Here is a 12,628-nt window from a genome sequence, read left to right as displayed (position 1 = left end):
CATGAATTTCTGTCATAAGCAACTTTCGATTTTTCAAAACTATCTTGTTATTTTCTACAGTTTTCTATTATTGTCAAACATTTATCTGCACGCCCACAATGATACACTCGCACCCCGCAATGAACAATAAACACCTGTTCAGTTTTATCCACTTCAGGAAAACATAATAGCCGAGACTATTTTGCCAGCCTCAGCTATTCACATTACTAATATTCTTTTCTAAAAATCAAACTCATCCGGATCCAGTCCTGCGTCTTCCAATACTTCTCTTCTTTCTTCCGGATCCATAAACTCTAACTCATCGTAATCAAGCCCTGCTTCAGCAAAGATATCTTGCTCGTCATCATCATCGAACAAATCAGATTCTCCGCTCTTCATCATATTATCCATAAACTGAAACTGTGCAGCTCTCTCGAATGCATTCAAGCGTCCATCATGGTTAAAATCAAACATCTTATCAAATCCAAACATAATTTATCCTCCCAAATCTCTTTATGAAAATGGCAATTCATCATCGATGCCATCTGGAATGTTCATGAATCCATCTGCATCCGAGGTTGCTGCTGATGGTCTGCTGTAATTATTCTGACCGCCATTACCTGCTGCTTTGCTTTCCGCAAACTCCTGCTCTTCTACAACGATGTCCGTTGTATAAACTTTCTGGCCATCACGATTCGTGTAACTGCCGGTCTGAATTCTTCCGGTTAATACGATCTTTGTTCCCTGACGCAGATATTTCTCTGCAAATTCTGCGTTACGCCCGAAGGCAACACAGCCAATAAAGTCTGCATTCTGCTCGCCATCTCTTTTGAATCTGCGATCAACTGCGATAGTATATCTTGCAACTGCAGTAGAATTCTCTCCGGTTCCATACCTTACTTCCGGATCTCTGGTCAATCGTCCCATCAGGATGACTTTATTCATCGACTGCTTCCTCCGTCTTCTTATGTTTGTTATCAATCAGACTCTTCTTGCTGAGGCTGCAGATCGTTCCATGTGGTGTTACCAGGACAACCTTGGCCTTTGCAGTATCGCCGATCTTGTCATAGATGCGTCCGGCACTCATGCTCTCACCAATGACGGTGTGTGCGCTATTCGCCACATGTCCGATTTCGCCAAGTCCTTCCTTCTTTACAACGATGGCCTCTTTATCGAACTTGTTATCCGGTTCCTTCTTAAGTTTCAGTTTCATTCCCGGCTCCAGGAATTCGTTTCCGTGATAATACTTGGTTCCTGTCAGTGTGAAATAAATCTTACTCATTGCACTTCCTCCTTAGTCTTCCATGAATTCAAAATATTCTTTATCGCTGGCAAATAAAATGTACTTGCCATCTACGTATCCCATGTATCCGTTGCTTGTGTGGTAACCTTTCATCTTGCCAGTCCTCCTTGATTCCGTTTTTGATGTTACCAGTTTACAACAAATAGCTGTGCAAAAATCCTGACAACCAACCGGTCTCCGAGAAGGTTTTGTTCCTGAATTTACCCTATCCAGACATTTTTGTATTTAGTAGTTGAGGGATAGAGAATAGCAAGGACAGGAAGTGTCATGACATTCCACTTCCGAGCATTCGCCACAAGACCGGAACCCTACCCAATCTTCACGTAAGCTACGAGCTTTGCGAAGGCAGCCTGAATTGTACATTGGAAGCTTGCCTACAACTGTACAATTCAGGATGGCTTCATACGGTGACAGCCGTGACCGAGATGAAGCGCAGCGTAATCGAGGTGAAAGCTCTATCCCTCAGAAAGGAGATTTACATGACTAACAGAACCAGAGATATCCCAATTCAGTTTTTTGTAACCGCTGAAGAGAAAAAGATGATTCGAAAGAAAATGATTCTGTCCAGGACAGCAAATATGGGAGCTTATCTTCGCAAGATGGCTATTGATGGAATCATCGTAAACACAGATACAACTTACCTTGAGAAACAATTTTATGAGATGCACAAGATTGGTGTGAACGTGAACCAGCTGGCAAGGCTTGCCAATTCCACTGGTGCTGTGACACCGGAAGAAATAAAAGAATTGAAGGGGATGATAAAAGAGATATGGCATATATTAAGATCTTCGGCATCAAATCTACAGTAAAGAAAGCCGTCGATTACATCACGAATCCGGATAAAACCGATGATCAGAATCTGGTTTCTTCCTACGGTTGTTCACCGGAAACTGCCGATCTGACATTTGCTATGACTGCAAAGCTTGGAAAAGATAATGTGATGGAGAAGGGAGACAACCTTGCCTGGCATATGATCATTTCCTTCAAACCAGGTGAGATCACAGATCCGAATGTCGCTCATGAAGTTGCAACAAAAATTGCTGATGCAACGCTTAAGGGTAAACATGAGTATGTGCTCTCTACTCATGTCGATAAGGATCACGTCCATTGTCATCTGATTTTTAACGCAACAAATTTTGTGGATTACCACAAATACGTTTCCAACAAACGGAACTATCACAAGATCTGTAAACTCAGCAATCGCATTTGCCAGGAATATGGTCTGGAAGAGTCCATGCCCACCGGACAGAAAGCAAAATCATATAAAGAAAATATGGAGTACAAACGAGGAAACAGCTGGAAAGCAAAACTCAAATACAACGTGGATCGTGCCATCTGGTCGTCCGTTTCCTTTGATGAATTTCTGATGAAGATGAAAGAAGCAGGATATGAAATCCGGCAGGGAAAATATCTGGCTTTCCGGGCTCCTGATCAGAAGCATTTCACCAATGTCAAAACTCTGGGATCCTATTATGCAGAGGACAGCATCCTAAGACGTCTGGAGAAGAATCGTCATAAGATTCGCATTCCTCAAAATGCAGCATTCAAAGTAAAGATGTTTGTACAGATGACCTCCTATGTTGCGGATGGCAACCACCCCGGTTTTGATCAGTGGGCCAGAAAAAATAATCTGAAAGAGGCCGCCAAGACTTTCTGTTATCTTTCACAGCACAATCTATTGAACTATGAAGAATTCCAAAATCACATTTCTGATCTGGAGGCTTCTATTCAAGCTGCGGATGTACAGCTCCTGCAAACACAAAAAGCTATTCAAAATCAGAAGATTATTATGAAGCACTGTGAAGTCTATCGTGCATGTCGTGATGTGGTTCGTGCTGAGAAGGATGCTCCGGATAAAGCACTCTACCGCAAACAACATCAGGCAGAATATCAGTTGCATGATGTCACTTTAAAAGAACTGGCTGAGTTTGGTATTCACAAACTTCCGTCTTCCGAAAAGCTGCAGCGACAACAGCTGGAACTGGAAGAAGAACTTGTCTCTGCCAAAAAAGAAAAGCAGGATCTCCTGAAACAACAGAAGACCCTACAGGTAATTGAACATAATTTTGATGCTATGATCCGTGAAGGCGGCATAAAGGTTCCGAAGAAAGAGCCATCACCAAAAACACAGGAGGACATATTATCATGATCACCATCGGAACACGAATCAAATATCTCCGTATGAAACACGGAATGACAATGAAATATCTCGGACAGATGATTGGCTTCCCTGCAGCCAGCGCCGATGTCAGGATCTCTCAATACGAGAACGATTCCCGTACTCCCAAGCCCGAATTGATTCGCAAGCTTGCTGACGTGCTTGAAATTGCTCCGGCGTATTTATCGATCCCCGTACCATCAACACCGGAAGAAATTAAAGTGATAGAATTCTGGCAGGAAGAATTATCTTCCAGAGATTAAATACTCCTCTTCTCCCAGAAGATATTTTTCATAATCTACTCGAATCAGCTCCTGCTCACCGATACGCTTCGCTGATTGAAATGCCATATGGCCAGTCCATCCCACATGACTGATCGTCCAATCACGATTGACCACATAGAGATTATTTCCCGGTCTGGCTGTTGGCTTTTCTCCATCTCCAAAAGTAAATCCCTCATTCTCTGCATCCTGCTTCTCTGAGCTTACAGCCGGAGCACTGTTTCCGCACGAAGTCATAGCAAAGAGAAGTACAAAGCAAAAGAGAACTGCCCATAACTTTTTCATCCGGAGTCGCCTCCCTTACAGCATCTTGATCAGGGCATCGATATCTTTATCTGTCGCACGATTCAGAAGCTTTCCTTCCATGATTTCTGCTCCAGTAGCGGAAGGTTTCAGTTCTTTTACCGTGTTTCCAAAACCGCTGCCGCCGGAGGTTGCGAAGAGAACAATCTTCTTTCCGGCAAAATCATAGCTTTCAAGGAAAGTATTAATGATGGTTGGTGCCACATACCACCAAATCGGGAAGCCAACCAGAATAGTATCGTACTGAGATAAGTCCAAATCATCTTTCACAATTTCCGGTCTGAAGGACTTGTTTCCCATCTCTACGCTACTTCTCGATTTCTTGTCCATCCAGTTCAGATCAGCCTTGGTATATGGAACTACAGGCTTGATTTCATAGATATCTGCTTTTGCAGCTGCGGCCAGTTTTTCCGCAGTCTTCTTTGTTACGCCACTTGCACTGAAATATGCTACTAATGTTTTTGCCATAATTGTCACCTATTCCTTTATGAATTTCTTGTCCGAATCCGGTATGCCATCTTCTGATACATAACGCTCAACCTTCATATGAAGATTATACTTTTCTCGTAATTTCATGATAGTATTCATCATTGGAGATGCATGATGCATATCAATCGCTTCCTGATTTTCCCAGCTATCGATCAACAATACCGTTTCTTCATCATCTAACGGCGAAAAGTATTCATAGCGGAGATTTCCAGTTTCTTTCCTGATAGCATCCACTGTTCCGCTTTCTGTCATTTCCCTTGCAAATTGTTTTGCTGCAGACCCAGTCCCTTTATAATAAATATTTACAGTTATAGCCATTGCAATTCACCTTTATCATTAATCGAGCTTGCCATATTGCTCATCATCTACTGCTTCCAGCCACTCATTGGAGCCATCTTTGCCAGGCACTTCAATTGCCAGATGGCTGAACCAGGAATCCGGTGCAGCTCCATGCCAGTGCTTTACGCCTACCGGAATGTTGATGCAGTCTCCAGGTTTCATTTCTACAGCATCCTTTCCCCATTCCTGATAGTAACCACGGCCTGCCACGCAGACAAGGACCTGTCCGCCGCCCTCTGTTGCATGATGAATGTGCCAGTTATTTCTGCACCCCGGCTCAAAAGTTACATTAAAGATTCCAACCTGACTTGTTGATATAGGTGCAAGAAAGCTTTTACCAGTAAAATATTGTGCAAATCCGTCATTTGGTGCTCCGATCGGGAATACCATTTCCTTTGCATGGGCTCTCATAGCTTCGTCTTCGTAAGGAAGATCACCTTCGCCTGTTTCCCATACTTCTTTAGCCAGGTTGAATACGGCCCAGCCCTTTGGCCATCCTGTATAGAATGCCACATGTGTGATCACTGCTGCGATTTCCTTCTGAGTCACACCATGGGCTTTCGCATTCTGCAGATGATACTTCAGAGAAGAATCCGTAATGCCTGAGGACATCAATGCAACTACAGTGATAATGCTTCTTGTCTTTACATCGATATCCTGATTATTCCAGTTCTCTCCAAAGAGAACATCGTCATTATAATGAGCAAACTCCGGTGCGAATTCACCAAGAGCAGCTCTGCCTGCTGTCTGTACTATCTTCTTCATAATATCTATCCCCTATTTTTCTCATTTTTACAGAGCCTTTCCGAGCTCATAGGCCCTCTTCATGGTCTCTTCATGATTCGGAGCGTCATTCGCATCACCGATGCCGCCACCCGTTACGAGACCCTTGAGCTTGGCCTTTTCAAAGCAGTCCACCCAGCCTTGAAGACCGTTGTAGGCTTTTTCAAATGCGCTTTCCTCTTCCTCTGCGGCAGTTGCGATCATATAGATATCGCGGAAAGCATAATCCATCGGATACATCGGGTTCATTCTGTCCAGAAGCGTCTTCATCTGTCCGCTCATCTCATAATAGTAGATTGGAGTTGCATAGACGATAACCTCGGCAGCCAGAACCTTTTCCATGATCTCTGCCACATCATCTGTAAGTACGCAGCTGCCTTTTGTCTGACAGGTCAAACATCCGATACAAAACTTAATGTCCTTTCCCTTCAGGGAAATGTATTCTACCTCATGTCCGGCCTCTTTTGCTCCCTTTTCACATTCCTTTGCAAGAATGTCGGAATTACTGCCGCCACGAAGGCTTGTCGAAATAATAAGTACTTTCTTTGCCATCTTAACCTACCCCGTTTTCCTTTAAGAACTGCTGCATCTTGTCAAATGGAATGACTTTCAGATTGTCATACAGATCTGTATGCACTGCACCCGGGATGGTAAGAAGTTCTTTGTTCTCTGTATATTTGCTGTCCTTGATCATAGCTTCATAAGCATCCTTGCCAAAGTAATAGCTGTGCGCCTTATCGCCGTGCATAATCAATACGGCACTTCTGATCTCATTGCTGTATGTAAGAATAGGCTGATTCATAAAGGACTGGCAGCCAAGACTATTCCAGCCTTCATTAGAGTTAAGGCTTCTCGCATGGTAGCATCTTCCCTTGTAGTATTCGCTGTAATCTTTTACAAAGAATGGAGCATCTTCCGGTACCGGAAGTGGAAGACATCCGCCGGCTCTTGAGTATTCACCCTTTTTGTATTCCTCTGTTCTGAGGGCATTCATAGCCTGCTTCTTTGCAAATCGTACCTCCTCGCCGGCTTCTGAATCGAAATATCCGTTGGCATTGACTCTGGTCATATCGTACATAGTAGATGCAATGGTTGCCTTGATTCGGGTGTCAAGAGCTGCTGTATTAAGAGCCATACCGCCCCATCCACAGATACCGATAATACCGATTTTTTCAGCATCAACATTGTCCTGAACAGACAGGAAGTCTACTGCAGCCATGAAATCCTCTGTATTGATATCCGGAGATGCCATATATCTTGGCTGGCCGCCGCTCTCACCTGTGAAAGAAGGATCGAACGCAATGGTCAGGTATCCCCTCTCGGCCATAGTCTGTGCATAGAGTCCCGAACACTGCTCCTTTACGGCACCAAAAGGTCCGGAAACTGCGATTGCGGGAAGCTCGCCTTCTGCATTCTTTGGTGTATACATATCAGCTGCCAGGGTAATTCCGTAACGGTTAATGAATGTCACCTTCTTGTGATCTACCTTGTCGCTTTTTGGAAATGTCTTATCCCATTCAGCAACTAACTTAAGTTCTTCTGTCTTCATCATTATTTTTTATCCTCCTTGCGGTCATTTTTCTTGAATATTACTGGAATATACCTTATAATGATCTTATCATACAACCTAAACCTAACTTTAGGTCAAGAACTTTTTTGAAGGAAGGTGCATCATGTACACGATTGGTCAGGTTTCAGAGATGTACAATCTCCCTATTTCGACTTTAAGATATTACGACAAGGAAGGATTCTTCCCCAATCTTATGAGAAAAGGCAATATCCGTTACTTCAGCGACGATGAACTAGAGGCTATCCGCGTGATTGAGTGCCTCAAACGCTCCGGTCTTGAGATCAAGGATATCAAGCAGTTCTTCCAGTGGGTTATGGAAGGCCCTTCCAGCTATGGGAAGAGAAAAGAGATGTTCGAGACCAGAAAAGCTGCCGTGGAAGACGAGATCAAAGCCCTGGAGAGAACCCTTGCTCTGCTGAAGTTTAAATGCTGGTACTACGAGACCGCGATAAAAGACGGCAATGAAGATGGCATCAATGCCATGCTGCCGGACAAACTCCCGGAAGAGATTCAGGAGCTTTACGATATTTCACATGAATAACCAACAACGAAAAAAGCCAAGAGACACTAATGCCCCTTGTGCTTTTCCCGTTTCTTTTGCTGTTTTTGTTCAAACATTCGCAGTTGATCCGCTTCTCTCTTCTCGCGGCTTCTCACTTTACGCTCCTGCTTATTTTGTTCCTGTTGTAACTTCAACGCCTGCTGCGATTTTGTTCCTATGCCTGTTTCCTGCATCTGTTTTTTCGCTTCACGCTGTATACGTTTGGGATTTCTTTTTGTCTCCTTTACAACAGTATCAACAGCCGGACTAAATTTCAAACTGAAATAGTATCTTTGAATATATTCCCGAATTTCGTGATCCTTCGGCTCTGCGCCAAAAGTCACCTTTGCTACAGTCAGCCTGCCTTTTTCGATACGTTCGAATACCCCCACCCAAAAAGGCTCTTCAAAGTATACTGTCAGCTTTCCATTTACTTTGCCCATAAGAATCCCTCCTAAATATTTGTTGAACAAAGAATGGACAACCCGGAGGGGCAGGTTACTTACCCTATTAAAATAGGACGGCTGGGCTACCTACCAGCTCTAGCACATTTTTTCAATGCACATTGCGTTTTTATCTTTGCTTTTATAATCAAGCCATATGGCATGATTAACATTTTAATCAATCAACTTCCTATAGATTCAGATCTGAAATATGGAATCTGTAGTTATCATAATAATTACTTAACTGCCATAATGACAGAGAATTTGTGATAAGAATAGATGCACTTGACTTCTGAAAATCCACATCTGTCCAGCATTTGTATTTCTGTTTCTACAGAACACTCCTTATCTAATTTTCTTCGTTCTTTCCATAATTCGATATCCCGTTCAGTCAATCCACTGGAATACAACTGACTCTCCCAATATGTATCAAATAAGTCATTCATCACAGGTGTATCCGCACAAAACTGATCATAATTCACGAATATTCCATCCTCTGGCAGCATGTCATAAATCTTTATAAACAATTTCCTGATAGGCAAATTATTCAGCTGAATGTGTCCGTTTTATAGCTTCTGAGTCAATCGCGCAGCGAACACCACATAACGAAATAAACGAATCGTAACACCATTTCTGATGTCACGCTCTGAGTGATCGCGCTGGTAAGAAATGATCCCTTTTGATCAGCAAATTTATTCGGCAAATGGGAATTTGTTTGTACAATGTTCAAGATATAACTGTTATTATGTCTTGATTAGAGTACAAACTCATATAAGAGGAACTTCCTCGGTACTCCAATATCAACATATGTGATTTCAACCTTATCCACATACTTAAATCCAAACGACATATACATTTTCTGTGGAATATCATTTCCCTCTATGCAATCAAGACGAATTGATTTAAGGTTTCTTTCCCTTGCTGTGTCTATTGCGTGTTGAACTAACTGCTTCGAGTATCCACGACCTCCATATTCCGGAAGGACACGCAAGGCATGAAGAACTACTGTCTCGTTATCATTTGCATCAATAAGCCATTTAACTGCGTGATACGCCTCATCACGATCATGATTCATAATATACGCCGCAACAATTCGACCATCTTCAATACCGATAAACTGATTTCTCTCTTTGATTGCATCTTTGATCATTTCATCTGGAGGGAAACCACCTTTATCTCCCTCCGGCAGAAAATCTTTTCCGCTCAAAACTTTACACATACCGTCATAAAACTGTCGCAATTCTATAAAATTTTTCTCTTCTGCATATCTGATAATCATAGAAATCTATCCCTCCAACTTCTAAGTTGTAAGTTTCTTTACTATCATATCTTTAAAACTTGTTTTGCTTTCGCATTAACAAATTGGATAATTGGGCCTGAAATGATAACTGTAATAAGCGTGCATACACCAAACTTTCCGCCAAACAAAACACCTGTAACAACAACCAAAATATCCAATGCCATTCGGACAAATTTAATCTGCCAGTGATTTTTTTCTGCTAAAGCAAAAGTGACTGCCTCATAGGAGCCTCTACCAAGGGATGCCGACGCATATAGTCCTGTTCCGACAGCAAACAAAACCACTCCTAACAACATAATTAAAAAATTGATCCACTTATAGGTACTGTAAATATGGCAGTTAGCAAACAAATCTACACAGGTACTGTATACAATCTGGTACAACACAGTTCCTATATGAATCTGACTTTTATCGTAAATGAGCGCAAACAAAATCATTCCCAATGCTACAACAAAAGATGCTGTGCCAATGCTTATGTGAAATGTTCTTGCAATCCCCTGCCACAGCACCGCAAGCGTAGCTCCGCCAAATCCAGCATACAGTGCGAGTGTAATTCCATAAGCCGCAATTATAGAACCTATTACAAGGATTGCCAATTTCTTTAGTGTTTTTTTATTGTTATTTTTCATTGACTTTTAATTCAAGTACATCCGGACGGGCATAATGTCCGATTGCATCATGCTCCATTTTGCAGGCGGCAGGCAAATTCATATCAAGTTCTGCGTAAATGATAGTTTCTTTATCCCAGACAGGTTTTGTCAAATAATGCCCATATGAATCAATAATGCAGCTTCCTCCTCTGCACACAAGTCCTGGAAGTTTAGATACGATATTATACTCCTGCAGATCAGAAGGGTATGAACTGCGTCTGATAATCATATCAGTGTTGATAAAGAAACATTTTCCTTCGATTGCAATATGCTGAACTTTCATGCTAATAATTCACTCCTCGTATAATTTTCTTTGGGTTTAAAGCATCTGAAATCTATATCACTGTATATCCGGCATTTAATAATACAGCTAATGATTTTTCAAAATCCGCATCTTTCACTAAAATATAATCTGTGTTGAATGTAGATACCGCAAAAATTCCAATTTTATTATCTGCAAGTATTCCAGACAACTTTGAAAGAATGCCAATGAGTGAAAAATCCAAAATTCCTTGAATACGGAAACCACGCCACCCATCTTCACGTTCTATTGTGTTTTCAGGAACGTCATTTGTTTCACACACAAGAGAAATTTCTTCATCTGTTTTACCAATGAAGTAGAATTCCTTGCTTAAATCTATATCATCAATGTTTTTGACTTTACATACCGTTAGCAACCGCTCTAATTTATTTAATACCAGCAAATTACTCTCCTCCACAAATCCCGATTTTCTTATCGTTCTGATCACTGCAATTCAGCCACGAAGGAGACCGCTGCTTTCAGATCTTTTTCATCTGGATGACCTTTTGCAATACCACCCACCAATTTAAACGGTCCAAAAGTGTCATATCCTTTACAGCCAAATTTTCCGATAATGTACGTTTTCTTCTCTTTCAAAATAAATTCCAGTGATTTATATGCTGCGCTCCCACCATAAGTACAGATCATAAATACCTTTTTATTCTCCGGCAGATTTTCAGAAGCAAACTTTAGGATCGTCTGATGAAATTTTGAAAAATATATACCGGAAGCAAAACCAATCCGGTCATAATCCGACAAATCTGCCTTTGGCTGCTTCACGGCATCAATCAGATCAACCTTACATTCCTCTGCAATTTTCTCCACCAGTTTCTTTGTATTTCCATGATGTACAGACGCATAAACAATTACTGTCTTCATTTTTACCTCCCGCCTGACGATGCCATTCCATCGTATATTCTTCTTCTGATGTATTTTCATCTATTTTCTGATTCACAATTTTAAATCCACGATGCTGATAGAACACTACCGCTCTCATATTTTTCTTATACACGTTAAGATTCAATTGATCCTTTAGTTTCATAACGGTGCGAAGCAGCTCTGTTCCGATTCCTTTTGATTGTTCTTTTGCCTTTACAAAGATCCCGGCTATATAAGTATCTGTTAAACCAATAAAGCCTTGAATCTCCTCATTTTCTTCTGCCACATACACTTCTGCTTCAGAAATCAATTTTCTGACCATATCATAATTCTTTTTCCAGTAATCTGCTTCTATAAAAGAATGGCTCTCTATATTTGCATGAAGCCATAAGTCCATTATCTCATCTAGATCTCTTGTTTCAAATCTTCGAATCATTTTCTTATTCCATAATTACTAAACTTTTTTACAGCCCATTTCTGTAAATCTCATTGATCACAACCTGGGCATGTTCCATTTCTTTTTTCTGGATGATTGCATCCCGGTCACTTAAGATTGCAAGCATCTCATCCACCAGATCCTCGATTCGGGTCTGCAAAGCAGACAAAACACTAATCCGAATCCCTGCGCATCCTCGCGGAGCGTATATCAGATGGGGATTGACACCCGCCACTGATATATATTTCTTGTTCACCGCCTGAAGAAGCGGAAGTCATATTCCATCTGATATTCTTAAATTAAAATGCCTTCCAGATGATCCAGTTCATGCTGACAAATTTGTGCCGGCCATCCACTGAGTTTTTGTCGCTGCTTTTTCCAATTCATATCATAATATTCCACTTCGATATTTTCATATCGTGTTGTTTTCCTCACACCGGTAAGCGATAGACATCCTTCTTCTGTTTCATATGGAGTATCCTTGCTCAGCAGTACCGGATTAAACATCACAACATCTACAAATCCCATATTTACAATGATTGCTCTCTTTTTCACACCAATCACTTCGTGCTACGCACTCAGTCGCGGGCGCGCTCGCATGCTTACATGCCAGCATGACGCATTCTCACTTTGCCTTCGCGGATATTTGCAGCCATACCTACACAACCGGCACGATTTGCCTGTAAAGTATCCTGTAGATCCTTTCCCACTTGCAGATCTGACTTTATAGCAGGTTCTGATTTTTGTCCCAGAAAGAACACATCTTTCATTATCGGTTTTACCATCTATCATTCCTCCATGTCATATTATCTCTTTTTCAATCTCTCCGAACCATATAGTGATTATATCAACAATATTATATTTCTACCATAG

General features: G+C 41.5%; 22 protein-coding genes and 1 pseudogene. 4 read left to right on the top strand and 19 right to left on the bottom strand.

The annotated features are described in order from the left end of the window. Positions 1-219: 219 nt before the first annotated feature. The 3 genes from JQM82_RS05685 to JQM82_RS05675 are packed head-to-tail and all read right to left on the bottom strand — an operon-like array spanning position 220 to position 1,261. Positions 220-471 carry a hypothetical protein gene (locus JQM82_RS05685; RefSeq protein WP_235249082.1) on the bottom strand — a complete coding sequence of 84 codons (252 nt, stop codon included), beginning with the start codon at positions 469-471 and terminating at the stop codon, positions 220-222. 21 nt (positions 472-492) lie between these two features. Further along, the gene (locus JQM82_RS05680; protein WP_235249081.1) at positions 493-924 is read right to left on the bottom strand and encodes a single-stranded DNA-binding protein; all 432 of its coding nucleotides are present in this window, start codon (positions 922-924) and stop codon (positions 493-495) included. Beyond that, the gene (locus JQM82_RS05675) at positions 917-1,261 is read right to left on the bottom strand and encodes an HIRAN domain-containing protein (RefSeq protein WP_235249080.1); all 345 of its coding nucleotides are present in this window, start codon (positions 1,259-1,261) and stop codon (positions 917-919) included. The genes JQM82_RS05680 and JQM82_RS05675 overlap by 8 nt, the downstream gene beginning before the upstream one ends. Positions 1,262-1,761: 500 nt before the next feature. Between JQM82_RS05675 and JQM82_RS05670 the strand changes: the two genes are divergently transcribed. From JQM82_RS05670 to JQM82_RS05660, 3 genes are read left to right on the top strand one after another with little or no spacing between them, the layout of a single operon-like run. Next, positions 1,762-2,091 (top strand): MobC family plasmid mobilization relaxosome protein, encoded by a 330-nt coding sequence (locus JQM82_RS05670; RefSeq protein ID WP_235249079.1) that lies wholly within the window; start codon positions 1,762-1,764, stop codon positions 2,089-2,091. After that, on the top strand, positions 2,052-3,431 hold the full coding sequence (locus JQM82_RS05665) for a relaxase/mobilization nuclease domain-containing protein (protein ID WP_235249078.1): 1,380 nt from the start codon (positions 2,052-2,054) through the stop codon (positions 3,429-3,431). The genes JQM82_RS05670 and JQM82_RS05665 overlap by 40 nt, the downstream gene beginning before the upstream one ends. Continuing rightward, positions 3,428-3,703 (top strand): helix-turn-helix domain-containing protein, encoded by a 276-nt coding sequence (locus tag JQM82_RS05660; RefSeq protein WP_235249077.1) that lies wholly within the window; start codon positions 3,428-3,430, stop codon positions 3,701-3,703. Before JQM82_RS05665 ends, JQM82_RS05660 begins: the two co-directional genes overlap by 4 nt. Here JQM82_RS05660 and JQM82_RS05655 read toward each other — a convergent pair. From JQM82_RS05655 to JQM82_RS05630, 6 genes are read right to left on the bottom strand one after another with little or no spacing between them, the layout of a single operon-like run. Further along, positions 3,686-4,006 (bottom strand): hypothetical protein, encoded by a 321-nt coding sequence (locus JQM82_RS05655; RefSeq protein WP_235249075.1) that lies wholly within the window; start codon positions 4,004-4,006, stop codon positions 3,686-3,688. The genes JQM82_RS05660 and JQM82_RS05655 overlap by 18 nt on opposite strands. 15 nt (positions 4,007-4,021) lie before the next feature. Further along, positions 4,022-4,492 (bottom strand): flavodoxin, encoded by a 471-nt coding sequence (locus JQM82_RS05650; RefSeq protein WP_235249074.1) that lies wholly within the window; start codon positions 4,490-4,492, stop codon positions 4,022-4,024. Between the two features lie 9 nt (positions 4,493-4,501). Beyond that, on the bottom strand, positions 4,502-4,831 hold the full coding sequence (locus JQM82_RS05645; RefSeq protein WP_235249073.1) for an antibiotic biosynthesis monooxygenase family protein: 330 nt from the start codon (positions 4,829-4,831) through the stop codon (positions 4,502-4,504). An 18-nt stretch (positions 4,832-4,849) separates the two neighbouring features. Next, a complete protein-coding gene (locus tag JQM82_RS05640) occupies positions 4,850-5,617 on the bottom strand; it encodes a carboxymuconolactone decarboxylase family protein (protein ID WP_235249072.1) in 768 nt (255 codons plus the stop codon). 27 nt (positions 5,618-5,644) lie between these two features. Continuing rightward, positions 5,645-6,187 carry a flavodoxin family protein gene (locus tag JQM82_RS05635; RefSeq protein WP_235249071.1) on the bottom strand — a complete coding sequence of 181 codons (543 nt, stop codon included), beginning with the start codon at positions 6,185-6,187 and terminating at the stop codon, positions 5,645-5,647. Between the two features lies 1 nt (position 6,188). Beyond that, positions 6,189-7,187, bottom strand: coding sequence for an alpha/beta hydrolase (locus tag JQM82_RS05630; RefSeq protein WP_235249070.1), 999 nt, complete (start codon positions 7,185-7,187; stop codon positions 6,189-6,191). A gap of 121 nt (positions 7,188-7,308) precedes the next feature. Between JQM82_RS05630 and JQM82_RS05625 the strand changes: the two genes are divergently transcribed. Beyond that, a complete protein-coding gene (locus tag JQM82_RS05625) occupies positions 7,309-7,746 on the top strand; it encodes a MerR family transcriptional regulator (protein ID WP_235249069.1) in 438 nt (145 codons plus the stop codon). A gap of 26 nt (positions 7,747-7,772) precedes the next feature. Here JQM82_RS05625 and JQM82_RS05620 read toward each other — a convergent pair whose 3' ends face one another. From JQM82_RS05620 to JQM82_RS16490, 10 genes and pseudogenes are all read right to left on the bottom strand, one after another. Beyond that, entirely contained in the window at positions 7,773-8,189 is a 417-nt protein-coding gene (locus tag JQM82_RS05620; RefSeq protein ID WP_235249068.1) for a YjdF family protein, read from the bottom strand. A 236-nt stretch (positions 8,190-8,425) separates the two neighbouring features. After that, on the bottom strand, positions 8,426-8,671 hold the full coding sequence (locus JQM82_RS05615; protein ID WP_235249067.1) for a hypothetical protein: 246 nt from the start codon (positions 8,669-8,671) through the stop codon (positions 8,426-8,428). A gap of 272 nt (positions 8,672-8,943) precedes the next feature. Then, positions 8,944-9,468: a GNAT family N-acetyltransferase gene (locus JQM82_RS05610; protein ID WP_235249066.1), complete on the bottom strand. Its 525-nt coding sequence runs from the start codon at positions 9,466-9,468 to the stop codon at positions 8,944-8,946. A 44-nt stretch (positions 9,469-9,512) separates the two neighbouring features. Then, a complete protein-coding gene (locus JQM82_RS05605; protein WP_021885137.1) occupies positions 9,513-10,118 on the bottom strand; it encodes a YczE/YyaS/YitT family protein in 606 nt (201 codons plus the stop codon). Beyond that, the gene (locus JQM82_RS05600; protein ID WP_235249065.1) at positions 10,108-10,422 is read right to left on the bottom strand and encodes a nitrilase-related carbon-nitrogen hydrolase; all 315 of its coding nucleotides are present in this window, start codon (positions 10,420-10,422) and stop codon (positions 10,108-10,110) included. The genes JQM82_RS05605 and JQM82_RS05600 overlap by 11 nt, the downstream gene beginning before the upstream one ends. Before the next feature lie 52 nt (positions 10,423-10,474). After that, the gene (locus JQM82_RS05595; protein ID WP_055298413.1) at positions 10,475-10,840 is read right to left on the bottom strand and encodes an ACT domain-containing protein; all 366 of its coding nucleotides are present in this window, start codon (positions 10,838-10,840) and stop codon (positions 10,475-10,477) included. 44 nt (positions 10,841-10,884) lie between these two features. Beyond that, positions 10,885-11,319, bottom strand: a complete 435-nt coding sequence (locus JQM82_RS05590) for a flavodoxin family protein (protein WP_235249064.1) — start codon at positions 11,317-11,319, stop codon at positions 10,885-10,887. Beyond that, positions 11,240-11,755, bottom strand: a complete 516-nt coding sequence (locus JQM82_RS05585; RefSeq protein ID WP_235249063.1) for an N-acetyltransferase — start codon at positions 11,753-11,755, stop codon at positions 11,240-11,242. The genes JQM82_RS05590 and JQM82_RS05585 overlap by 80 nt, the downstream gene beginning before the upstream one ends. A 28-nt stretch (positions 11,756-11,783) precedes the next feature. After that, a complete protein-coding gene (locus tag JQM82_RS05580; protein ID WP_235249103.1) occupies positions 11,784-11,924 on the bottom strand; it encodes a hypothetical protein in 141 nt (46 codons plus the stop codon). 125 nt (positions 11,925-12,049) lie between these two features. Further along, positions 12,050-12,540, bottom strand: a pseudogene (locus JQM82_RS16490) (peptide deformylase). Positions 12,541-12,628 lie beyond the last annotated feature (88 nt).

The organism is Faecalicatena contorta (genome assembly GCF_021531995.1).
Classification (GTDB): domain Bacteria; phylum Bacillota; class Clostridia; order Lachnospirales; family Lachnospiraceae; genus Dorea_A; species Dorea_A contorta_A.
This window is presented reverse-complemented; position numbering and strand designations above follow the sequence as displayed.